The organism is Sphaerisporangium sp. NPDC005289 (genome assembly GCF_040607455.1).
Lineage (GTDB): Bacteria > Actinomycetota > Actinomycetes > Streptosporangiales > Streptosporangiaceae > Sphaerisporangium > Sphaerisporangium rhizosphaerae.
In genome coordinates, this window is the sequence record NZ_JBEXGS010000037.1 from 15,729 (window position 1) to 37,380 (window position 21,652).

Consider the following 21,652-nt stretch of genomic DNA (forward strand, 5'->3'; position numbering starts at 1 on the left):
TGACAAGGTTACACTCCCATGCTTACCGTCTAACCAACAAAGGTGACTATGGGGGTTAGGGCAATGAGTGCGGTAGTGCACCACAGGTACGCGACGGTCGAGGGGCATCGACTCTTCTACCGGGAGGCCGGGACGGCGGGCATGCCGACGATCGTGTTGCTGCACGGCTTCCCGACGAGCTCGTTCATGTTCCGCGACCTGATCCCCCGGCTGGAGGGGTACCGGGTCATCGCCCCCGATCACCTCGGGTTCGGGCTCTCCGACGCGCCTCCGGTCGAGGAGTTCGACTACAGCTTCGACGCGCTGGCGGACCTCACCGCCGGACTGCTCGGGCAACTGGGTGTGACCCGCTACGCGATCGGCGTCCAGGACTACGGCGCCCCGATCGGCTGGCGGCTGGCGATCCGCGACCCCGACGCGGTCGTCGCGGTGATCAGCCAGAACGGGAACGGCTACGACGAGGGCTTCGTCGCCGACACCTGGCAGGGCATCTGGCGCTACCAGCGGGAGCAGACCCCGGAGAACGAGGCGGCGCTGCGCGGGCTGTTCACCCTCGAGGCGATCCGGGACCAGTACGTGACCGGCGTCGAGGACCCGAGCATCGTCAGCCCGGACACCTGGCACCTCGACCACGCCTATCTCTCGCGGCCGGGCAACGCGGAGGTCCAGCTGAGCCTGTTCTTGAACTACGCCACCAACCCGCCCCTGTATCCGGCGCTGCACGAATGGCTGCGCACCAAGCAGACGCCGGTGCTGGCCACGTGGGGCAAGTACGACCCCTTCTTCGGCCCGGACGGGGCCCGCGCGTTCGCCCGCGACACCGCCAACGCGGAGATCCACCTGTTCGAGGACGGCCACTTCCTCCTGGAGACCGCCGGCGAGCAGGTGGCGGCGCTGATCCGTGACTTCCTCGCCCGACACCTGCCGGCGGCATGAGATCTGCCGCGACGACCGGTCGGTCGACGCCCGAAACACTCAGGTCGAGCCCGCTCTCAAATCGTCGCCAGTACGGTCTGCCGGTGTTCGTCGGGGGAGGGGACGCCGCTCGACAGGGTGGACAGTCGGTGGACGAGCCGGGCGCTGAGGCCGGTGCCGTCGCCGCCGCGCAGCGTGCTGATCAGGTGGAGCGCCTGCTGCCACGCCGCCTCGGCACCGTCGCGATCTCCGGCGGACCGGTGGAGCAGTCCCAGCGCCTCCAGGGCCGAGACCTGGAACAGGACCAGACCCCTGTCGCGGAACACGGCCAGTGCCTGCAGCATGAGCGGCTCGGCGAGGTGCCGTCGATCGCCGGCCGCGTACACCTGACCGAGTGCCAGCAGGAGCCGGCCGTGCAACACCGTGACACAGAGCCGGTGAGCCATGTCCAGTGCGGTGGTGAACTGTGCCTCCGCCTCGGCCATGTCGCCCATCCGGGCGGCCGTGCGGCCCAGCGCCAGGCGGAGGTAAACCTCGCCGATCCTGTCGCCCGCGGCCTGGGTTCCGCTCAACGCGGGGCGAAGCACCTGCGTCGCCCGCGCCCACTCGCCACGCTCCAGGTAGATCTCGCCGAGACGTTGCGACAGCATGAGCTTGACACGCCGGTCGATGCGGTCATCGGCGCTCGCGAGCCCCTCCAGCAGTGGGGCGTCCGCACGATCGAGCCGGCCCTGGCCGATCTCGATCAAGGCGAGTTTGTAGAGGATGTGCAGTTTGGTCGACGGGTTGTCGATGGGAGCGATCAGGCGCTGCGCCTCACGGAAGCCGTCCGCGGCTTCGACGAGCCGCCCCAGGGCGAGCATCGCGCTGGCCGTGCCGCGAACGGCCTGCGCGTGGCCGTGCCGCTCGCCGATCGCTTCGAAGAGCCGGGTCGCGGTGGCCATGTGCCGCAGGGTTGTGTGCGGGTCGGAATGAAAAGTGCCCAGTTCGCCCAGCGTCAGTTCCATGACGGCCTCCCCGCGCCGGTCTCCGGCGCGCCGGGACGCCTGCAGGGCGACCGTCGCGCTGGACCGCCAGTCGTTGAGGTGGGCCCCCACCTCGAACAGGGTGAGGCTGGCGTTGGCGATGTCCCAGCTCAACTCGGTGAGCCCGGCCCGGGCGGCCTGCGTGACCGCGGTCACCAGAAGCGGGTGTTCGCTTTCCATCCACCGCCACCCGTCGGACACGAGCGCGTTCACCGATGCCGCATCGAGAGGCACCCGGGTGGCCTCGCTGCGGATGATGCACTGGTCAGGACCGCCGTAGTACCGCCGGCGCGCCTCCTCGGCCAGATGCAGCAGGCAGCCGAGCAGCCGGGCCAGGGCGGAGGTCCGGTCGTCGGCCGACTCCTCGGCGGCCAGCCGCTCGCGGCTGAACACCCGCAGCAACTCGTGCATCCGGTACCGCGGGCCCCGTTGCTCGTTGCCGCCGACCTCGACCAGGCGGGCGCCGACCAGATCCTCCAGCACTTCGGCGGCCTCGTCCATGGTCGTGCCGAGGAGCGGCGCGGCCACCCAGGCTGCGAAATCCTCCACTTCCAGCACACCGAGCCGGCGGAACATCCGGCGTGCCTGCGCGCCGAGGCTCGCGTAGGACAGCGCCATGCTCGGACGGACAGCGAGGTCGCCGTGCGCCAGTTCGTCAAGGCGGCGCCGCTCCGACTCCAGCCGCGCCGCGAAGCCGGCGACGGTCCAGTGCGGACGGGCGGCGAGCCGGGCGCCGGCGATCTGCAGTGCCAGTGGCATGCCTCCGCACAGGTCGACCAGGCTCCGCGTCGCGTCGAGTTCGCCCGCGCCGATGCGGCGACCGGTCAGGTGGAGGAGAAGCCGGACGCCCTCGGATGGCCCCAAGACGTCGACGTCGACGTGCAGCACATCGTCCAGGCCGGTCAGGCGGGGCCGGCTGGTGACGATGGCCGCGCAGCCGGGTGTGGCCGGGAGCAGCTCGCGGACATCGCCCTCGTCGGCCGCGTCGTCCAGGACCAGCAGCAGCCGCCGGCCCGCGATGATGGTCCTGTACAGCGACAACCGGTCGTCGACCTCGTGCGGGATGCCCGCGCCCGGCACGCCGAGACTGCGCAGGAGCCGCTCCAGCACATCGACGTCGGTCCACCGGCGGCGCCGGCCGCCCCCGCCGAACGTCACGTACAGTTGCCCGTCCGGGAACCGGTCGCCGATCAGGTGCGCCACGTGGATCGCCAGCGCGGTCTTGCCCGCACCTCCCGGTCCGTTGAGCGCGGCGATGGGCGCGGTCGTGGCGCCCGACGACAGATGCGCGCGCAGGCGCGCGACGGCGTGCTCCCGGCCGGTGAGGTCGCCGGCGAACCGGGGCAGTTGCCTGGGCACCGCCGATGTGACGGCCGGCGCGACCGGTGACGCGACCGGTGACGCGACCGGTGGGGCGACGGCTGACGTGGCCGGCGAGGTGGCCGGCGGGGTGACGGCCGAGGTGACCGGCGGGGACGGCGGCTGCGCCGACCGTGCCGACCGTGCCGTCCACTGGCCGGCGTCGTGCTCCAGGATCGCACGCTGCACATCCTGGAGCTGTGGACCCGGCTCCACACCCAGCTCCTCGACGAACAGGTCCCGGGCCCGGCGGTAGGCGGCGAGCGCGTCGGCCGTACGTCCGGCCCGGTACAGCGCGGTGATGTGCTGGCGCAGCAACCGTTCACGCAGCGGCTGCCGGACGACGAGCGCCGCCGCCTCCAGGCAGACCTCCTCGACCCGGCCGAGCGCCAGCAGCGCGTCGAACCAGTCCTCCGCCGCGGCGCACTCCGCCTCGGCAAGGGTGAAGGTCATCTTCCGGACGAGCGGGCTGTCGATGTCGGCGAGTGGCCGTCCACGCCACAACCCCAGCGCCTCACGCAGGAGCCGTTCCGCCGTGGCCGGATCGTCGGCCAGGCTTCGCCGGCCGGCCGCGACCAGCGCGTCGAACCGGCTCTGATCGACCTGCCGGTCCTCGACCAGGAGGCGGTAACCCGGTCGTCGGGTCTCGATCACGTGGGCGGCGCCGGCCAGCGCCAGACTCCGGCGCAGCAGCGAGATGCACGTCTGAACCTGCTGATGGCACGTCGACGGCGGGTCGTCGGCCCACACCGCCTCGATCAGCCGATCACGCGGGACGACCTGGTTGCGCTCCAGCAACAGCATCGCCAGGGCGGTGCGCTCGCGCGGCCCGCCGATCACCCGCTCGACACCGGCGGTCTCGACCGCCAGGGGCCCCAGCATCCGAAAGTCGATGGGCGGATCGCCGGCCGAACGCTCGAAGGCGTCGATCACCACAGCTGCACAGTAATACCGATGCCGATGGCCATCCAGGGGCGGCCGCCGATGACGACGCACGCGAGCGCCGGCCCGAGCGTGGACGACCCTACGGCCGGATCACCCTGCTACGGCCGGGGTCGCGATCGCCGGACGAGCCTGCGCGCATGCCGCGCTCATTTCACGTACATACCGCCTGAAAGCGGCCCTGACCTGCGCGTCCGGCGTCCAGGAGTGCATCAGTAGGCGCTGAGGAGTGTGTCGGTAGCGGTCGGTGCCATCATCGGGCCGCACGAGCACCTGCCGCCCCGGACAGATCCCGGATCCCGGCCGCCGGCTCACCACCGGTCGGCGATTCCGGGTCGTAGGGCGCACCACCCGGGCACCCGCGAAGCCAGGAGGGCACATGTCAGCACACTCGCCGCCGGTCCATCGTCATCCCGCTCACCGCCGTGCACTGCGGGGAGAGAGGTCGGTCAGGAGGGGGATCGGCGTCCGCGACAGCGTGCGCTGTCGGACTGGTGATGAAAGGAACCATATGAAAATGCGTCGTTCCATCATGGCGTTGTTCGGTGCCGTCGTCCTCGGTGTCACGGTGCTGGCCGCGTCATCTCCCGCGAACGCGGCCACCTACTGGGTCATCCGGGGCTTCGGCTCGCAGAAGTGCATCGACAACCCGAACTTCGCCAGCGGAAACGTCCAGCTGGACATCTGGAGCTGCGTCAGCCCGAGGCAGAGCAATGAGCAGTGGGAATGGGTGCCCGCCGGGGACGACAGCTTCATCATCGTCAATCGCTCCAGCGGGAAATGCCTGACCGTCTACGGCGCATCCTATGACAACAACGCCCCCATCATTCAGTACGCCTGCAACTACGGCGCCAATCAGCGGTGGTTCCAGGACAACGCCAGAACCACCCAGGGGGGATACGAGTACTACATGATCAGAAACGCGAAGAGCCAGAAATGCATCGCCGTCCAGAACGCCTCGACCGCCAATGGCGCGAAACTCCTGCAGTACACCTGCAATACCGGCCCCAATGAGATCTGGACCTGGCTGGGCTGAGTCCTAGACCTCATCGACGCGTTACCCACGCACCGGCGGCTTCCCAGGAGCCGCCGGTCTGGTGGGGGCGGGCGACCGCGACCCCACCGCGGTCGTCCGTCGTCGTTCGGCGCCGATCCGACCAGGGGTCAGGTCGAAGGCGATCCGGCCGAGGGCGCTGAGCACCGTGACGGGCGGCGCGCCGCGGACCGCGGATCACAGGCCTCGGCGTCAACAGCCGCCCCACCGTTCCCGGCGCCGTACTAGAGTCGCGGGATGCAGAGCCGGGGCCGCGATCATGCCGGAGACGTCCAGGATGTCGTGGCCATGCGGCTGCCCGGCTATCTGGTCCACTCGGTGGTGCTCCTCGGCGAAGGTCAGGACAACATCGCCTACGAGGTCAACGGCGAGTTGATCGTACGCTTCTCCAAGGAGCCCGACCTGGCGGTCCGGGCCGCGCAGGTGAGGGACGAGGCCGGCCTTCTGGCGGCCGTCGCGGACATCTCACCGGTGCCCGTCCCCGAGCCGAGCTTCACGGTCGCGGAGGAGGGCTGCCTGGCCTATTTCAAACTCCCCGGCACACCGCTCATCGATCTTGCCGCGTCGCGGCGATCGGCCGACACCGCCGCCATCGCCGCGACGCTGGGCGAGCTGCTGAACGCGCTGCACGGTGTTCCGATCGGGCGGATGGCCGAACTGGTGGACACCGATGACCAGCCCAAGGAGCTGTGGCTACGTGAGGCCGCGGAGACCTACGCCATGGTCGCCGACCAGGTGCCGCCGGTGTACCGCCACGCGGTGGAGGCGTTCCTCGACGCGCCGCCGCCCGCCGACGGGCACGCTCTGGCGTTCTCCCACAACGACCTGGGGATCGAACACGTCCTGGTCGACCCGGCCGGGCGGGCGGTGACCGGCGTCATCGACTGGAGCGACGCCGCGATCGTCGATCCGGCCTATGACTTCGGCCTCATCCACCGCGACCTCGGACCCCTCGCCGTACGTGCGGCCCTGAGCAGGTACCGCACCGGCGCCCACGAGGCCGAGGCGATCAGCGCACGCGCCGCCTTCTACGCCAGGTGCAGCGTCTTCGAGGACATGGCCTACGGAATCGACACCGGCCACGGCAGCTACCTCACCAAGAGCCTCACCGCACTGCGGTGGCTGTTCCCGGCGTAGTGCCACACCCTCGGCCAGACGTTCGACGGGGGGCCATGCGCCGTCAACCGGGCAGAGGGTCCTGGCCGAGAACACGGGCGCCGTTGGCGGCGGAGATGCGGACCGCGGCGAATCCGGAGTCGATCATTTCCTGCTCGTAGGAGCGTAGCGCGGGGACGAGCGGGCCACCGTGGGCGAGTGCCGCGGTGAGCGCCGCGGCGTCGCGCAGGGCCAGGTTGGCCCCGGCCCCGGCAGCCGGGCTCATGGCATGGATGGCGTCGCCGAGCAGCGTGACCTGGGTGGTCCGCCAGGGTGGGATCGGGACGCTGGTGCGCAGCTCCAGCGGGAAGACTTCGTGCCACTGCGCGATCATCCGCCGGACGAGAGGGTGCCAGCCGTCTGTCATGTCCATGACGAGGGCCCTGAGCTGGTTCTGCGTCATCGTGTGCAGGCCGGGTGGGAGGTCTTCGGCGCGGGCGCCGAAGGAGCAGGTGGCGTAGTCGCGGGTGGGCGCGACGCCCACTATGCGATGACCTGGACCGATGATCGCGGTGAACACGTTGTCCATGCCCTCGGCCAGCTCGACCGGGATCTTGCCGTAGAGCTGGACGAGGCCGGTGCCGACGATGCGGGCGTGCGGCAGGTACTGGCGGCGGACCGCGGAGTTGATGCCGTCGGCGCCGACCAGGACGTCGCCTGTGACGGTGGTGCCGTCGTCGAAGCGCGCCGCCACGTGGTCGGCCTCGACTTCGAAGCCGGTCAGCCGCATGCCGTACGTGATCGTCTCCGCCACCTCGCCCAGTAGTGCGTCGCGGAGCGTCTGCCGGTCGATCGACAGGTGGAGTCCGCCGTGTTCGAGGACCTCGAACTCCTCGAGCATGGGATCGAAGCGGACGAAGCGGGGCGAGGGTATGTGAGCGGTGGCAAAGAAGGCGGCTCGCCGTTCCGGGGGCATCACGCTGGTGAGCGCGTCGATGCCCACGTCGCTGAGATGCAGCCGATAGCCCTGGCGACGGACGAGTGGCGACTGGTCGCGCTCGTAGAGGGCCACGTCGATGTCGGCGCCGCGCAGCCCGGTGGCGAGGGCCAGCCCGCCGAGGCCGGCGCCGGTGACGATCACCTTCATCGCCGGGCCCCGCCGAAGGCGGCGGCGTGCTCGGCGGCCCACGCCGACAGTGTCGTGGCGGGCGCCCCCGTGATGTCGGGCACCGCGGAGGTGACCTGCGGACGCGGGGCGGCGGCCATCGTGGTGTAGCCGTCGAGCAGCTCGTCGACGAAGCCGGCGGGAAAGCCGGGATCGGCCAGTAGCCGGGCGCGTTCCTGCTCCAGCGTCAGCTCCTGCCAGCGCAGTGGGCGCCCGATGGCCTCGCCGATCAGTCGCACCTGCTCTGCCTGGGTCAGCACCTCGGGCCCGGTGAGGGTGTAGCGGTGTCCTTCATGCCCGGGCTCGGTCAGCGCGTGTACGGCTACCGCCGCGATGTCGTCCTGGTGGATCGGCGTCATCGCCAGCGAGCCGAAGGCCCCGCGGACGCTGTCGCCCGCCTTGATCTGCGTGCTCCACCACAGGACGTTGGCCATGAAGGTGCTGGGGCTCAGCACCGTCCAGTCCATGCCGGACCGCTCGATCAGCCGCTCGACGGTGGCGTGCCAGCGGGCGACCGGGTTGGGTTGCTCCTCGGGCGCGACTCCGGGCAGTGCGCCGCCGCCTGTCATGAAGACGACGTGGCGGACGCGGCGCTTGAGCGCGTCGACGAGGGGGCGGGCGGGTTCGGCCGAGTGGAAGGGCCACATGAGGAACGCGGCGTCGACGTCGTCGAGGGCGCCCGGCGCCTCCAGATCGGGAGTGATCACCTCGACGCCCTGGGGTGGCTTCGCGGCCTCAGGGTTACGGCTCGTGGCCCGTACGGCGGCACCACCGCGGGCCAGCCGCTCGGCCACCCTCCTGCCCACGTTGCCGGTCGCGCCGAAAACCAGGTAAGTGCTCATGCGTCAAGAGTCCCGTCATGCCGGCGACCACGCACCTCACGTGCCACTTCGTCGCGATAAATAGCCTGTAATAATGAAATATGGCGATAACTAGCACGTTGGATGCGATGGACTACGCTCTCGTGCACGCGCTGCAGATCGACGGCCGCGCCTCCTTCCGCACGATCGCCGACGCGCTGGACGTCTCCGAGCACACCGTCGCCCGCCGCTACCGCAAGCTCCGCGCGCACGGCGTCCTGCGGGTGGCCGGCTGGCTCAACGGCCGGCGCTTCGGCCGCACCTCCTGGTCGGTGCGCCTGGTGTGCACGCCCGACGCGGCAGGCCAGGTGGCGGAGGCCATCGCCCGGCGCGACGACACCGTCTGGGTCCGCCTGCTGTCCGGCGGCACCGAGATCGCCTGCGGCGTCCAGGCGGGCGGCGACCAGGACGATGACGCCCTGCTGCTGAAGAAGCTGCCGCGGACGCCGCGCATCGTGGCCATGTCCGCACACGCGACCCTGCACATGTTCGCCGGGTGGCGCAGCCGGGTCGCGGTACTCACCGACGAGCAGGCCGAGCGGATCCGGCCCGCTCTGCCGCAGGAGAAACAGGTCTCGCTGAGTGTGCGGGATCACGCCATGGTGCGCGTGCTGGCGCAGGACGGGCGGGCCGGGTTCGGCGAGTTGGCGGCGGCCACCGGATGGTCGCACACGACCGTGCGACGCCGCCTCGGCGAACTGCGGTCCGGCGACATGCTCAGGTTCGACGTCGAGATCTCCTCGCAGGCCCTGGGCTACCACGCCGAGGCCTGGCTGTGGATGAAGGTCGAGCCGTCGGCCCTGGTCTCGGTCGGCGAAGCCATGGCCGCCCACCCTGAGGCCGACGTGGTGGCGGCCACCACCGGCCCCACCAACCTCATGGCCGGTGTGACCTGCCGAGACACGGGCGACCTCTACCGCTACCTCACCGAGCGGGTCGCGCCGCTCCACGGTGTGCGCGAACTGGAGACCGCACCGGTGATCCGCACCGTCAAGCGGGTGGGCACCTTCCTGCCCTGACGCTCAGCCCTCACCCGGCCGATGCCCCGCCGACACCACGACACGATCACCGCCGCCCGCGCGGCCCCGGCCACGGTCGGCCTGCGGCGACATCTCGGACGGCGACCGGCCGGCGCGCCGCGTCTCCGGGGCGACGGCTCACCGGCTGGGACCGAGACCCTCGAACTCACCGGTCAGGATAGAGGCCCTCGAAGGCGCGGGCGACGATCTCTTCGTGAGACAGGGCCTGTCGTCCGGCTCTCGCCGACGTCGGCCATCCTGAACCTGCGGCCGTGCTCTGCTTGACCACCTTGCGCAGGAGCATCGCGCGGGAGCATCGCGGCGGTGGCCTGGCGGAGGCCTGTCACGGCGACGCGGGCAAGCACTTCCAGGTTCATCCATAGCGGGCCGGCATGCCCGCTTTGGCGGGTAGCGCCGCAGGGCGTCCCGCATGGCCTGGATCGCTTAATGAGTTGACTGTTAAGTCCTTAACATTTATGGTCGAGGTATGGATCAGCCGGAAGCCCTCCTCACCAGTCCCCTGAAAAGTCTCAGGGTCATCACCTGGGCCCAGGTGCGGGCGGGGCAGGAGTGGATCCGCGCGCGAGGCCTCAGCTTGCAGCAGGCGTTCGTGCTGAGCCATCTCGCCGCCAATCCCGGCGCCATCCAGCGCGACATCGCGCGGGCGACCCGTACGACCGCGGCGAACGTCTCCGGCGTCCTGCGCGGGCTCGAAGCGCGAGAACTCGTCGAACGCCGCTTCGAGGACGGCGACGAACGCAGCAAGCGCGTCTTCGCGACCGACGCCGGGGTCGCGCTCATCGCCGGGCGCGACGAGGCCATGGCCGCGGCGGACGAATCGATCCTCGCGCCGCTGACCGAGTCGGAGCGAGCCACCCTCCAGGTGCTGCTCGACAAGATCACCGCCGGTCTGCCGGACCCGGGTGACGCGTAGCGCGCCCGATCGGGGCCCGTCGGACCGCTTCCTCATTCCCTATTCCCTCTTCCTCGTTCCTCGCCGTGGCGGCATGTGCCGCCGCGCGATCGCACCTGCCCGGACGCACGCGTCCAGCACCGAAGGAGCAGACCATGACGCGGGAGAATCCGCTGCTGACGATGATCCGCGAGGTGTGCGCCCTCGGGCGCGCCGAGTTGGAGCGGCCGTCCACCGCCGAAGGCGACCCCGACGCCGGGCGTGCGCTCGTCCAGGGGTTGCGGGCCATCGGCCCGGACGGCGAGCCCAGCGACATCTCCTTGTCCCTCGCGCTTTTGGCGCCCCGCGCCGCGTACTTCGACCAGCTCGTGCTGCACGCCATCGCGGCGGGGGTCACCCAGGTCGTCAACCTCGGCGCCGGCTACGACGACCGCGCGCTGCGGTTGCGGCACTCCGGCGTGCGGTTCTTCGACCTCGATCTGCCCGGCATCGTCGCGGACAAGGCTCGCCGCCTCCAAGCGACGGGCACCGACACCGCGCACCTCGCCCTGGTCGCGGTGGACCTCCACACCGACGATGTCGCCGAGGTCCTGGCGCGCGCCGGGCACGGCGCCCACCGGCCGACCCTGTTCCTCGCCGAGCACCTCGCCCTGTTCCTGGAACCCGGCGACGTCGCATCACTGATGGCGGGGCTCTTCGACCGCGCGGCGGCAGGGAGCACCCTGGCCATGACCGCCGAGGTGCACGCTGCCGACCTCGACTCCGACCTCGTCGTCTCCACTGTGGACGATGTCAAGTTCGGCGGCGCCGGACCGCTGCACACCATCCAATCCCGCGACGCCTGGCTGGCACTGTTCGCCAAGACCGGTTGGCGGGTCGGCAACGCGGACGACGCGGACAACTCGGACGAGGTGACGGCGGTCGACCACTTCCAGGTGACCGTGGCCGGTCGCCCCACCCAGATCCAGACGCGGTTCCTCACCGCGACAGCGTGAGGAATCGCCCCTGTCCCGGCAGCTACCGCCAGGTTCGACGTTCTTCGTCGTCGAGGGTGGTGCCGGCACCGGCGAGCAGGTCGCTGGATACGTGCGGCCGCCATCGCACGCTACGACGCCGACATCGAGGTCATCGGCCCCGCAGAACTCGCCGACGCCTTCGACCACCTCGCCCGCTGATTCACCAGGACCGCGGCCGGCCACGGCATCACATCACCGATTTCCCGAGGTGCCACGCCTGCGAAGGAAGGCCACCATGTTCCCCGCCGGGACGGCTGTTCCACAGGCGAGGGCCTGTGGAGACGGCGACGATGCCGGCCTGCTCTGCTGCGCGACTCGGAGCGCTCGTGTCAGGGCTCACTCGCCTGCGGAGCGGCTGACCGGTCAGGATGTGGGGCCGGACTGCGCGGCAGGGCCATGGATGATCTGTTCCAGGCAGTCGCGGAACAGATCGTCGACGGTGCGGCCGGGTTGGAAGTACTCGGCCACCCCGGCCATCACGGTGGGATACGCCGTGGCGTACGCGACCATGTCGAAGCCGTCCAAGGCGTCGGCGTCGGGGCGGCCGGCCTGTTCCTCCAGGACGTAGCCGACGGTGAAGCGCAACACCGTCAACACGATCAGGCGAGCCTGCCGCAGGGGAATGCCCCGCCCGACCAGTGTGCTCATCGCCAGTTCGGAGATGGCGGCCATCTTGAGGGACAGCTGGGAGGCCGCGATGATCCGGGCTCCGTCCGGGTGGGTCAGCAACGCACGCCGCAGCCGCCCGGCCAGCCCGATCAGCCAGTCCTGCCAGCGCTCCTCCGGCGCGGGTGATGCCAGCTCGGGGAACTGCTGATCGAGAATCGCCTCGGCGATCGCGGTGACCAGCGCCGCCTTGTTCGGAATGTGCCAGTAGAGCGTCGGCGACCGTACGCCGAGCCGGGCGGCCAGTTTGCGCGTCGTCACGCCGTCCAGGCCCTCGGCGTCCAGTAGCGCGACGGCCTCGGTGACGATCCGCTGCTTGTCCAGAACCAATTCCGCTACCTCCCTTGCGCACTCTATCAGTGATAGAGTTCTCTATCAGTGATAGAGAAACGCGTCAGAGGAGGCAACGATGAGACACCGGCACTCGCTCCGCGACCTGCTGCACTGGGCGACCCATCGCATACCTGGCATTCCCGTGCACACCGAGCGGCCGGCCGGCCATCAGGGCCGGGTCCGCCACGACCACGGGTGGCGGCACTCGCTCCCGCACCACCGTTCGCACGGTGGCGCGCCCCACAGTGCGCACCACCATGCGCACCACCACGGGTTCAACCACGCTCCGGCCCGTCCGCCTCGCGTGCTCGCGGCGTGGCAGACGCGGATCGCCCGCTTATTCGGTCAGGAGCTGGGATGAAGGCGGCGGTGCTCCACGAGGCCGGCGGCATCCCGCGCTATGAGGACTTCCCCGATCCGGTGGCCGGCGACGGCGAGGTGATCATCGACGTCAAGGCGGTCGCCGTCGAGAACGTCGACAAGGCGATCGCGGCCGGCACGCACTACGCCGGCGAGAAGTACCTCGGCCGGTTCCCGGTGATCCCTGCCTTCGACGGCATCGGCGCCCTCCCGGACGGCACGCTCGTCGGGTTCGGCGACATCCGCCTGCCCTACGGCGCGCTCGCCGAGAAGGCCGTGGTACCGAAGGGCTCCTACGTGCCGATCCCCGACGACGTCGACCCGGCCGTGGCGACCGTGATGGCCTCGGCCATCACCGCGATGTCGATGAAAGCGGCCGCCGGGTTCGTCCCTGGGGAGACGGTGCTGGTGCAGGGCGCCACCGGGGTGGCCGGGCGGCTCGCGGTCAAGGTGGCCCGGCTGCTGGGCGCCGGCCGGATCGTCGCCACCGGCCGCGACGACGACCAGTTGCGCGAGGTACAGGCCATCGGGGCCGACACGGTGATCAACACCGCGGTCTCCGACGAGGCTCTGGCGCAGGCGTACCTCGACGCCAAGGGGGACGGCGGCTACGACGTCGTCGTGGACTACCTGTGGGGCAGGCCCAGCGAGATCCTGCTGCGCGCGCTGGTGCCGAGGTCGTTCGCGTTCGGCAAGCCGACCCGGGTGGTCCAGATCGGCGAGTCGGCCGGCAGTGAGCTCGCCCTCGCCGCTTCGAGCCTGCGCACGTCCGGCGTGGAGATCTACGGCGCGGCCAAGGGGCTCGACCCGCGGACCATGGAAGAGGTGTACCAGCAGATCCTGACGTGGACGCGGTCCGGCGAGCTCACCTTCGACGTGGAGAAGGTCCCGCTGAGCGACATCGAGACCGCCTGGCAGCGAAGCGACCTCAAAGGCAGGCGACTGGTCGTGATGCCATGACCGGCCACGGCACATCCGCGATGATCACCGGTCGGTGTTCCGAGCGCCGTCCCCACCCACGGCGTCGACGGATCCGTCTGGAGTGGCGGCGCCTGGTGCCGTGACCGGAACCGACCACCGGCTTCGCGCGTAGCCGGCTGCGCCGATCGGATGTGCCGCACCAGTCCGATCGGCGCGGGCCGCGGTCAGAATGTGGCGATCGGGTTGACCGGGCTGCCGGACGTACCGGCGAAGCGGACCGGCGCGACCGCGAGGTGGAAGTCCCACTGGCCGAGGTCGGCGGCCGTCGTCGCGCACGCCTCCAGGTCGCAGTTGTCGAGCATCCACAGACCCATGGCTACCAGGCTCACGGCGTGGACCGGCATCAACACGTCTTCGTACCCCGACGGCTGCACGTCCTGGGGGGTGTCGGCGCCGATCAGCGCGACCTCCCGTTCATGCAGCCACGGCAGGCAGGACGCGTGCCAGCCGGCCTGTGTGAAACCGCCGGCCGCACCGGTCTCGTGCCGGACGCGGCCATGGCCGGTCCGCAGCAGTACCGCATCGCCGGCCTGCACCCGCACACCCTGGCGACGTTCGGCCTCCTCGAGATCATGGGGGAACACGCCCTGCCCCGGTTCCAGCCACGGCACCTCTCGCGCGCTCGCGATGTCCAGCAGGACACCACGCGTGATGATCCCGTTCGCCGCCGCCGTGACGGACGCCCACGACGATCCCGTCGCGGCGTCGACCAGCGAGTGCGACCGTCCGTTGTACATCGTGCCGTCCCAGTAGATGTGGCACGGCGAGTCGAGGTGGGTGAGGGTGTTGCCGTGGAAGGTGATGCCGAGACGCTCGGTCGAAAAGCCCCAGCGCCGGTCGTTGCGGAATCCGGGCGCCGGCATGTTCTCGGCACCCGGCATGTCGGCGGCGCACGGGCACGTCGTCGTCGACCGCTCCATCTCCTCCGGCACGGCGACCTCCCACGCGCACGAGACGCTCCTGCCGTGGCGCACGGCCCGCGCCGCCGCCAGCCGGACGTCGTCGGTGATGTGGTTCAGAGTGCCGAGCTCGTCGTCGTCACCCCACCGTCCCCAGTTCGACAGCGTGTCGAAGTACCCGAGCACGTCGTCTTGTGTGGGCATTGGTCGCTCTGCCGTCATCCCAGCATCGGCTCCTCCGGTCAGGCGGTTCGAGACACCGGAGGAAGCGCGTCCCGCCCTCTCCTCTGACATGCCAAGCTCCGCTGAGCCGGCATGGTACTAGATCATCATGTCGGTCGCGTCCACGGACCGGCGCCTTCGGCGATGGGGTCGCGGATGAATACGGCCGGTGTCAATGGGAGGCCGGGGCGTGGGCGAGACCGGAGTCCGCCGGTTTCGGCTGGTCGGACGAGCGGCTGTCGCGCCGGTAGCGTCCGGGCGCGAGGCCGAGTTCGCGTTTGAACGCGTTGGCGAAGGCGAACTCCGAGCCGTACCCCACCTGTTCTGCCACGACGCTCAGCGGAGCGTCGGAGTCGCGCAGCAGCCGCATCGCGGTCGTCAACCGCCACCAGGTCAGGTAAGCCAGCGGTGGCCGCCCCACGAGCGCTGTGAAACGACGGGAGAAGGCGGCCCGCGACAGTCCCGCGTGTGCGCCCAGGCCGGCGACGCTCCAAGGGTGCGCGGGATCGCGGTGGATCGCCTCAAGGGCGGCGCTGATAGCAGGGTCGGCGAGCGCGGCCGCCCATCCGGTGGCCCTGCCGCCCACCGGTTGATCGGCGAGCCAAGCCCGCAGGATGTAGAGCAACAGCGTGTCCAGCAGAGCGGGCACGAGGGCGCCGGCGCCCGGCTGGGGTTCTTCGAGTTCCGCGCGGAGCAGATCGACCGCGGCGCGCAGCCGGGGATGGTGCCCGGGCCGTGCGGGCAGGTGCAGCAGCGGAGGCAGATCGTTCAGCAGCGGGTGAGCGCGAGCGGCGTCGAGTTGGTAGGCCCCGCACAACGTCACCGTGACCGGGGAGCCGGCGCGCGCCCGGCCGGCCGGTGCGGCGGCATATCTGCGTTCGAACCTGACGTCCTCCTGCGGGTCACAGACGTGGTCGGCCACGGGCGTGGACGGAGCGTCGGCCAGGCCGTGCCGGCTCTCATGCGGAAGGAACACCACGTCGCCGACGGCCAGCGGGAAGGGGTCACCGTCTTCGGGGATGAACCAGCAGGGGCCGCGCAAGACGATCTGAAATCCCGCCGCTCCCGGCACCGTCCGGAACCACTGCCCCCACGGCACCGGCCATTCGACCAGGGCCGATCGCGGCTCACCGGTGCGCATCACGGCGATCACATCGCTCAGCACATCCATCCCCGGAGCCTAGCGACGCTTCTCACCGCGAAGACGCTCTCTTAAGAATCCGAGATGAACGCGCATTGTCCGTCTCAGGCATCGGTCCTACGGTCGAATCACTCAAAGATCAGCAAGGAGCGGTACCCGTGCGGAGCGAGGGCCTGGTGCCGCTTCAGACAGGAACACTCATGACAGCAGAACCCGTATCGGGCCGGTCCGTTGAGAGTCCGGGCGCGTCGATGATGGCGGCGCGCGTCCACGCCTTCGGCGGGCCCGACGTGATCCGCCATGAGCAGGTACCCCGTCCGCACCCTGGACCGGGGGAGGTGCTGGTGCGTGTGGCCGCCGCCGGGTTCAACCCCTCGGACGTCGGCTTCCGGGCCGGCATGATGCAGGACATCGTCCCGCATGACCTGCCGTTCATTCTCGGCTCCGAAGCCGCCGGGACGGTCGTCCGGACCGGAGACGGCGTCGAACACTTCAAGATCGGCGACCACGTCGTCGGCCGTCTTGACGAAGGCGGCGCGGCGGCCGACTACCTCACCGCCGCCGCTGCCCGGCTGGTACGCGCCCCCTCCACGCTTCCGATCGCCCATGCCGCGGCGATCCCGGTCGCCGGCCTCACCGCCTGGCAGGGACTGTTCGAACACGCCCGCATCGAACCAGGCACCCGGATCCTCATCAACGGCGCGGGCGGCGGCGTCGGCATGTTCGCCGTCCAACTGGCCCGCCATGCCGGCGCGCACGTCATCGCCACCGCCGGCCCCCGCAGCGCCGAACGAGTCCGCGCCTACGGCGCCGAGCAGATCGTCGACTACACACGGGTCCCGCCGCATCAGACGCTGGACCGCCCGGTGGATCTGGTGTTCAACCTCGTCCCGATACCGCCCGAGGCCGCGGAGGCGCTGTGCCGTGCCGTCCGTCCCGGCGGTTCGATCGTCTCGATCACGATCCCGGTGAAACCCCCGGCCGGAACCGGCGTGACGGCCACGCACTTCGTCGCCCGCAACGACCCCGCCCAGCTCGCCGAACTCATCACCCTCATCGACAGCGGCATGGTGCGCGTGGACATCACGGCAGCCCGCCCGCTCCCCGAACTCCCGGCACTGCACCGCGACGCCGAAGCCGGCCACACAAGCGGCAAGACGATCCTCATCCCCTGAAGAAGAGCGCTCCGATACCCACCACCTTCACCCGCTCGGCCGCCCCGCGCCTTCGCCGCCCCGCGTACGCGGTCGGTGGTGCCGTCCTGGCGACGGCCCAGGCTGTGGGCTGCCGCCCGCAGTCTGGGCGTGGAACTTCACGTTGACCCCCGGCGACGGACGCCCGGCCCGGGTCGTCGTCCCGCCTCATCCACCTCAACCGGTCGGCGCGCCTGCTCGTCCCGGCGAGAATCGACAACGGTTCGGCTCGGCCCACTCTCGCGGGCATCATGGGAGCCATGCCAGAATTCGTCGATCCGACCGGCAGGTTGATGACATCGTTCCTGGCCGCGGTGGCGGAGTTCCGCGCCGACCACGACCATCCGGTTCCCTGGTTCGTCGATGATGTCGACCCGCGGGCTCTGGTCGACTCGGCGGCCTTCGAGGCGTACACCGCGCGCGTGCTCGGCGAGCGGAACCAATCGGGCGTACGGCCGGGATTCGTGCCCATGACCACCTTGTGGTGGGCCGACGGCGAGCACTTCCTGGGCAGATTGGCCATCCGCCACAGACTCACCCCGGCACTGGAGAAGCTCGGCGGTCACATCGGCTATGACGTCCGCCCCGGTGCACGCCGCCAGGGTCACGCGACGGCCATGCTCGCCGCGGCGCTGCCGATCGCCCGATCTCTCGGCATCTCCCCGGCAGCATTGGTCATGTGTGACACCACCAATACCGCATCGCAACGGGTCATCGAAGCCAACGGGGGACAACTGCTCGACGTCACCGGGCACAAGCGCCGGTACCAGGTCCCGACCACACGGTCCTGATCTTTGCGAGTGCCCGCGCGCCGCGCAGCGCGGAGACCTTCAGCCCCGCGAGGCCGGCGACGGCGAACTCGTCACGTCGCGAACGGGGCGGGGTTCACGCTAACGGCCGAGCATGCGCTGCAACAGCCGAGCGACCATCCGGCGCTCGTCCGCGTTGAGCCGGGAGGTCACGGGGGCCAAGGCGCGCTCGAGGTCCTTGCGGACCCCCTCGGCCAACACCAGACCAGCGGCGGTCATGGACACGTCGATGGCACGGCTGTCGACCGGGTTGCGAGCGCGCTGGAGGAGCCCGCGCCGCTCGGCCCGTTCGACCAGGCCGGACATCGTCGATCGTTCGAGCCCGAGGAAGTCGGCCAGCTCCGACATCTTGAGTGTGCGGTCGCGCAGGATGCCGAGGACCCGAAGCTGGGTGAGCGACAGGTCGTGCTCGGCGCCCACCCTGGTGAGCGCGCCCGTCACGACGAACGCGCACTGGGCGAGCGCGTCAACGATCGCCTCGCCGTCGGGCCGGGTCTCGGCGCCCCGCGTCGTGTGTGGTTTCACGCTCACCCGGCCAGCGTACTTGACTCAATTCGTATTACGAACCATCCTTGAGATGATTCGTAATACCAACTATTCGGTCGGGAGCCCTGTCATGCGCGCAGCCGTCGTCACCTCGTTCGACTCCCCACCCCGCTACGGCGAGTACCCCGATCCGGTGGCCCACGGCAAGGACGAGGTGGTGGTGGAGGTCCTCGCCGCAGGACTGCATCCGCGGGTGCGTTCCCAGGCCGACGGCTCGCACTACACCAGCACCGACGAGTTGCCTCTGGTGCCCGGCGTGGACGCTGTGGTGCGCGACCCGGAAGGTCGCATCCGGTACACCGTCATGGACGACACCACCCTCGGCACCATGGCCGAACGTACCGTCATCGACCTCAACCGCAGCGTCGTCCTGCCCCACGGCATCGATCCCGCGCTGCTCGCAGCCGCGATGAACCCCGTGATGTCGTCATGGGTCGCGCTGCGCCGACGCGTCGACCCGCCGCGCAAGCAGCGGGTGCTCGTGCTCGGCGCCACCGGCAACGCCGGTCGCATGGCGATCCAGGTCGCCAAGCGCTTCGGCGCCGCCCACGTCATCGCCGCCGGCCGCGACGAGGTCCTCCTGGCGGAGCTGCCCGCCCTCGGCGCGGACCGGACGTGCCGCTTCGACCAACTCGCGGGCGCCTGCGATGTCGACGTGGTCATCGATTACGTGTGGGGCGAGCCCAGCGCCCGGGCCATGGTCGACATGCTCACCGCCCGCCGCGACCGCGGCGCACCCATCACCTGGATACAGATCGGCTCCGTCGCCGGCCCGACCGCCCCCATCCCGTCCGCCGCCCTGCGTTCGGCCCGCCTGAACATCGTGGGCAGCGGTATCGGCTCGGTCCCGGGCCGCGACTTCATCAAAGAGCTACCGAAGCTCGCATCCGCGATCGCCGGCGGCGCGTTCGACGTCCGGGTCCGCACGCTACCCCTCGCCGACGTCGAACAAGCCTGGACCGACGCCGCCACCACCCGCGACCGCATCGTCCTCGTACCCTGACCCGCCGCACACCGAGCCGAGCCGGCGACCGCGAGCGCCAGGGGTATCGATTGCCCCGATGACCTGAGAGCCGAGGCGGCGAGCACGGCGCGGGGAGCGGAGCCTCTCGCCAAACGGCCTGGAGCACGGCATCACCTCCTCAGATCACCTGGAGCTGGTCGCCGCCCGCTGCCGGATCGCCGAGCTTGAGGCCGAGCTGGCGGTGACCCGGCGAGCCGGTGAGCTGTTGCGCCAGGTGGTGTCCTTAAAAGACGCTTCGAGGCCATCGTGGTGATGGCCGCAGAAGGCTTGCCTGTCCAGGTCTGTTGCCGGGGATGGGCGTGTCGGAGTCGGGCTACTACGCCTGGCGCACTCGCCCGCCATCAGCTCGGTCGGTGCGCCACCGCATGGCTCACCGGCGTGATCCGCCAGGTCCATGCCGCCTCCAGGGGCGTCTACGGTGGCCGCCGGGTGCACGCCGAACTCACTTTGGGCCGCGGCATCGCGGTGGGACATGGCGCGGTCGCCATGCTGATGCACCGTGCCGGCATCAAGGGCCTGCCCGGCCATCGCCGCCGGCGCCCCGTGCCGCAGGTGCCGACCGCCACCGACATGGTCGATCGGCTGTTCGCCCGGGGCAGGCCTGACCAGCTGTGGGTCACCGACATCACCGAGCACCCGACCCGGGAGGGCAAGGTCTACTGCTGCCTCGTGCTCGACGTCTACTCACGACGAGGCCGCGCAGGTGCTGGCCGAGCAGGCCGAGCAGGCCGAGCAGCGCGCACACCGCGGCGAGCAGCGCGAGGCCACCAAGCTGCACAACGACCGGTTCGCCACCGCCGCCGGCCAACCCGGCCATGACTCCCCGGCGGTGCGACTTGCCGGCGCGCACGCCCTGGCCGGGCCGGCGGACGACGCCCCGACCCGAGAGCCGCGGCAAACCTGCATCGATGTGCTGTGCGCCTACCATGCGGATTCCCTACATCCCGCAGCCGGCAGACGACGCCCCCGAGACCGACCGGCTGGCCTTCGCCGGGCTGCGCGAGGTCGGGCACACCATCATCCGCCCGATCACCGCCCACCTCCGCAACGGCGCCGCGGTGTCCTGGCAAGGCCACGATCTGGGGTTCACCGGCGTCGCCTTCTGGAGGCGTCCGTGCACCACCGTGCGTCAGGGTGGATGCGCGCATGCTCGGTCTCGAGAGTGGGGTGAGGCTGGCCTCCGTAGCCCTTCATGAGGGAGGCCACGTTAGGCGAGGAGAGGAAGAGCTTGGCCGTAATCTCGCGGCCGGTGTCGAACGCCCCGGCGACGTATGCGGCCGGCTTCTCGGGCACGGACTCGGATGATGTGGAGTAACCGCGCGTGCCCTTGACAGAGGTGATCCGGGCATTGCTGATGCTGCCCATGGCCACGCAGGCCGCCAGCTCGTCGTCAGGGTGCTCATCGAATCGTGGAACATCGTCCAGCTTGCCCGAGGGCCGGTCGAGTCGGGCACGGCGCAGTTCATCGCCCTTCTGCCACACCACATGCTCATGTGCGACCGGGTCACGATCGCACCGGTCCGGGTGGTAGTTGACTCGACACCATGGCGTCCCGAACGACTGCCACGTGCGGGAGTCGTACAGCGGTTCTTCATAGAGTTGACGGAAGACAGCGAGGGTCACTTGTTTGCCGTTGACGGTCAGCGCCTTGATCTCCACGGTGGCGGTGGTGATCTCGGCGGACTGGGGGGTGAGCGGAGGACGGCTAGCCACGGCTCTCCTTCGCAGACAGGGGGATACCCTCCACAGTAGGCCGCGAGACCGGCCGATGCTCTTCGGCGTGACGCCTTCGGGAGCTCGAGGGATCGTGAAGCATAGGCGGCCTGCCTGGTGTTTCCGCAGGTCACAGCGCTCGACGTACAGGTCAGAGACGGAGATTCTGTGCCGTTACCAGCAGGTAGCGGAATGCGCGCTCATCGACGCAGAGCGAGGACCAGGACGACGGCGACCACAAGCGCGCTGGCGAGCAGGAAAGGCCAGAGCCCCGCGACGAACTCGTAGGCGGGCCGAATCAACGGCTCCTGTTCCAACGATCACTCCTCTGGGGCGGCATGCCCGATCGTAGACGGCGACACGGGACCGTCATCATTCGCAATGCCTCGGTGTGATGGCTGC

Annotated in this window: 19 protein-coding genes and 1 pseudogene; 11 read left to right on the top strand and 9 right to left on the bottom strand. The window is 70.3% G+C overall.

Annotated elements, in window-relative coordinates:
* Positions 1-63 precede the first annotated feature (63 nt).
* Positions 64-936: an alpha/beta hydrolase gene (locus ABZT47_RS38295; RefSeq protein ID WP_354853139.1), complete on the top strand. Its 873-nt coding sequence runs from the start codon at positions 64-66 to the stop codon at positions 934-936.
* Between the two features lie 56 nt (positions 937-992).
* Here ABZT47_RS38295 and ABZT47_RS38300 read toward each other — a convergent pair whose 3' ends face one another.
* Positions 993-4,235, bottom strand: coding sequence for a BTAD domain-containing putative transcriptional regulator (locus tag ABZT47_RS38300; protein WP_354853141.1), 3,243 nt, complete (start codon positions 4,233-4,235; stop codon positions 993-995).
* 523 nt (positions 4,236-4,758) lie between these two features.
* Between ABZT47_RS38300 and ABZT47_RS38305 the strand changes: the two genes are divergently transcribed.
* Together ABZT47_RS38305 and ABZT47_RS38310 are read left to right on the top strand one after the other, a co-directional pair.
* On the top strand, positions 4,759-5,277 hold the full coding sequence (locus ABZT47_RS38305) for an RICIN domain-containing protein (protein ID WP_354853143.1): 519 nt from the start codon (positions 4,759-4,761) through the stop codon (positions 5,275-5,277).
* Positions 5,278-5,532: 255 nt separating this feature from the next.
* A complete protein-coding gene (locus ABZT47_RS38310) occupies positions 5,533-6,432 on the top strand; it encodes a phosphotransferase (RefSeq protein WP_354853145.1) in 900 nt (299 codons plus the stop codon).
* Between the two features lie 43 nt (positions 6,433-6,475).
* Here the strand turns inward: ABZT47_RS38310 and ABZT47_RS38315 are convergent, their stop codons facing one another.
* Both ABZT47_RS38315 and ABZT47_RS38320 read right to left on the bottom strand, forming a co-directional pair.
* A complete protein-coding gene (locus ABZT47_RS38315; protein WP_354853147.1) occupies positions 6,476-7,537 on the bottom strand; it encodes an NAD(P)/FAD-dependent oxidoreductase in 1,062 nt (353 codons plus the stop codon).
* Complete coding sequence (locus tag ABZT47_RS38320; protein ID WP_354853149.1) at positions 7,534-8,397, bottom strand: NAD(P)H-binding protein; 864 nt, start codon at positions 8,395-8,397, stop codon at positions 7,534-7,536. Before ABZT47_RS38320 ends, ABZT47_RS38315 begins: the two co-directional genes overlap by 4 nt.
* A 107-nt stretch (positions 8,398-8,504) precedes the next feature.
* Between ABZT47_RS38320 and ABZT47_RS38325 the strand changes: the two genes are divergently transcribed.
* The 3 genes from ABZT47_RS38325 (at position 8,505) to ABZT47_RS38335 (ending at position 11,342) form a co-directional block, all read left to right on the top strand.
* Entirely contained in the window at positions 8,505-9,434 is a 930-nt protein-coding gene (locus ABZT47_RS38325) for an AsnC family transcriptional regulator (protein WP_354853151.1), read from the top strand.
* 487 nt (positions 9,435-9,921) lie between these two features.
* Positions 9,922-10,368 carry a MarR family transcriptional regulator gene (locus ABZT47_RS38330; protein WP_354853153.1) on the top strand — a complete coding sequence of 149 codons (447 nt, stop codon included), beginning with the start codon at positions 9,922-9,924 and terminating at the stop codon, positions 10,366-10,368.
* Between the two features lie 134 nt (positions 10,369-10,502).
* Positions 10,503-11,342 carry an SAM-dependent methyltransferase gene (locus ABZT47_RS38335; protein WP_354853155.1) on the top strand — a complete coding sequence of 280 codons (840 nt, stop codon included), beginning with the start codon at positions 10,503-10,505 and terminating at the stop codon, positions 11,340-11,342.
* Positions 11,343-11,726: 384 nt separating this feature from the next.
* On the opposite strand, the gene ABZT47_RS38340 is transcribed toward ABZT47_RS38335, so the two are convergent.
* The gene (locus ABZT47_RS38340) at positions 11,727-12,359 is read right to left on the bottom strand and encodes a TetR/AcrR family transcriptional regulator C-terminal domain-containing protein (RefSeq protein ID WP_354853157.1); all 633 of its coding nucleotides are present in this window, start codon (positions 12,357-12,359) and stop codon (positions 11,727-11,729) included.
* A 360-nt stretch (positions 12,360-12,719) separates the two neighbouring features.
* Between ABZT47_RS38340 and ABZT47_RS38345 the strand changes: the two genes are divergently transcribed.
* The gene (locus ABZT47_RS38345) at positions 12,720-13,682 is read left to right on the top strand and encodes a zinc-binding alcohol dehydrogenase family protein (protein WP_354853159.1); all 963 of its coding nucleotides are present in this window, start codon (positions 12,720-12,722) and stop codon (positions 13,680-13,682) included.
* Between the two features lie 185 nt (positions 13,683-13,867).
* On the opposite strand, the gene ABZT47_RS38350 is transcribed toward ABZT47_RS38345, so the two are convergent.
* Both ABZT47_RS38350 and ABZT47_RS38355 read right to left on the bottom strand, forming a co-directional pair.
* On the bottom strand, positions 13,868-14,806 hold the full coding sequence (locus tag ABZT47_RS38350; protein ID WP_354853161.1) for a cyclase family protein: 939 nt from the start codon (positions 14,804-14,806) through the stop codon (positions 13,868-13,870).
* Between the two features lie 190 nt (positions 14,807-14,996).
* Entirely contained in the window at positions 14,997-15,995 is a 999-nt protein-coding gene (locus tag ABZT47_RS38355) for an AraC family transcriptional regulator (protein ID WP_354853163.1), read from the bottom strand.
* A gap of 170 nt (positions 15,996-16,165) precedes the next feature.
* Here ABZT47_RS38355 and ABZT47_RS38360 point away from each other — a divergent pair, with 170 nt between their 5' ends.
* Both ABZT47_RS38360 and ABZT47_RS38365 read left to right on the top strand, forming a co-directional pair.
* On the top strand, positions 16,166-17,140 hold the full coding sequence (locus ABZT47_RS38360) for an NADP-dependent oxidoreductase (protein ID WP_354853165.1): 975 nt from the start codon (positions 16,166-16,168) through the stop codon (positions 17,138-17,140).
* 278 nt (positions 17,141-17,418) lie between these two features.
* Positions 17,419-17,949 (top strand): GNAT family N-acetyltransferase, encoded by a 531-nt coding sequence (locus tag ABZT47_RS38365; RefSeq protein WP_354853167.1) that lies wholly within the window; start codon positions 17,419-17,421, stop codon positions 17,947-17,949.
* A gap of 99 nt (positions 17,950-18,048) precedes the next feature.
* Here ABZT47_RS38365 and ABZT47_RS38370 read toward each other — a convergent pair whose 3' ends face one another.
* On the bottom strand, positions 18,049-18,498 hold the full coding sequence (locus tag ABZT47_RS38370; protein ID WP_354853168.1) for a MarR family transcriptional regulator: 450 nt from the start codon (positions 18,496-18,498) through the stop codon (positions 18,049-18,051).
* Positions 18,499-18,583: 85 nt separating this feature from the next.
* On the opposite strand from ABZT47_RS38370, the gene ABZT47_RS38375 reads away from it, so the two are divergent.
* Together ABZT47_RS38375 and ABZT47_RS38380 are read left to right on the top strand one after the other, a co-directional pair.
* Positions 18,584-19,516: a zinc-binding alcohol dehydrogenase family protein gene (locus ABZT47_RS38375; protein ID WP_354853170.1), complete on the top strand. Its 933-nt coding sequence runs from the start codon at positions 18,584-18,586 to the stop codon at positions 19,514-19,516.
* A gap of 273 nt (positions 19,517-19,789) precedes the next feature.
* Positions 19,790-20,050: pseudogene (locus tag ABZT47_RS38380) on the top strand (transposase); the annotation flags it as partial.
* Positions 20,051-20,162: 112 nt separating this feature from the next.
* Here ABZT47_RS38380 and ABZT47_RS38385 read toward each other — a convergent pair.
* Together ABZT47_RS38385 and ABZT47_RS38390 are read right to left on the bottom strand one after the other, a co-directional pair.
* A complete protein-coding gene (locus tag ABZT47_RS38385; protein WP_354853212.1) occupies positions 20,163-20,465 on the bottom strand; it encodes a hypothetical protein in 303 nt (100 codons plus the stop codon).
* Positions 20,466-20,623: 158 nt separating this feature from the next.
* Positions 20,624-21,250 (bottom strand): hypothetical protein, encoded by a 627-nt coding sequence (locus ABZT47_RS38390; RefSeq protein WP_354853172.1) that lies wholly within the window; start codon positions 21,248-21,250, stop codon positions 20,624-20,626.
* Between the last annotated feature and the right edge of the window lie 402 nt (positions 21,251-21,652).

Excerpts from the sequence above, each read along its gene's own strand:
- ABZT47_RS38305 (WP_354853143.1), top strand. The coding sequence starts at position 4,759 with ATGCGTCGTTCCATCATGGCGTTGTTCGGTGCCGTCGTCCTCGGTGTC.
- ABZT47_RS38345 (WP_354853159.1), top strand. The coding sequence starts at position 12,720 with ATGAAGGCGGCGGTGCTCCACGAGGCCGGCGGCATCCCGCGCTATGAG.
- ABZT47_RS38325 (WP_354853151.1), top strand. The coding sequence starts at position 8,505 with ATGGACTACGCTCTCGTGCACGCGCTGCAGATCGACGGCCGCGCCTCC.
- ABZT47_RS38355 (WP_354853163.1), bottom strand. The coding sequence starts at position 15,995 with ATGGATGTGCTGAGCGATGTGATCGCCGTGATGCGCACCGGTGAGCCG.
- ABZT47_RS38375 (WP_354853170.1), top strand. The coding sequence starts at position 18,584 with ATGCGCGCAGCCGTCGTCACCTCGTTCGACTCCCCACCCCGCTACGGC.
- ABZT47_RS38365 (WP_354853167.1), top strand. The coding sequence starts at position 17,419 with ATGCCAGAATTCGTCGATCCGACCGGCAGGTTGATGACATCGTTCCTG.
- ABZT47_RS38350 (WP_354853161.1), bottom strand. The coding sequence starts at position 14,806 with ATGCCCACACAAGACGACGTGCTCGGGTACTTCGACACGCTGTCGAAC.
- ABZT47_RS38335 (WP_354853155.1), top strand. The coding sequence starts at position 10,503 with ATGACGCGGGAGAATCCGCTGCTGACGATGATCCGCGAGGTGTGCGCC.
- ABZT47_RS38310 (WP_354853145.1), top strand. The coding sequence starts at position 5,533 with ATGCAGAGCCGGGGCCGCGATCATGCCGGAGACGTCCAGGATGTCGTG.
- ABZT47_RS38385 (WP_354853212.1), bottom strand. The coding sequence starts at position 20,465 with ATGGTAGGCGCACAGCACATCGATGCAGGTTTGCCGCGGCTCTCGGGT.
- ABZT47_RS38330 (WP_354853153.1), top strand. The coding sequence starts at position 9,922 with ATGGATCAGCCGGAAGCCCTCCTCACCAGTCCCCTGAAAAGTCTCAGG.
- ABZT47_RS38315 (WP_354853147.1), bottom strand. The coding sequence starts at position 7,537 with ATGAAGGTGATCGTCACCGGCGCCGGCCTCGGCGGGCTGGCCCTCGCC.
- ABZT47_RS38360 (WP_354853165.1), top strand. The coding sequence starts at position 16,166 with ATGACAGCAGAACCCGTATCGGGCCGGTCCGTTGAGAGTCCGGGCGCG.
- ABZT47_RS38320 (WP_354853149.1), bottom strand. The coding sequence starts at position 8,397 with ATGAGCACTTACCTGGTTTTCGGCGCGACCGGCAACGTGGGCAGGAGG.
- ABZT47_RS38295 (WP_354853139.1), top strand. The coding sequence starts at position 64 with ATGAGTGCGGTAGTGCACCACAGGTACGCGACGGTCGAGGGGCATCGA.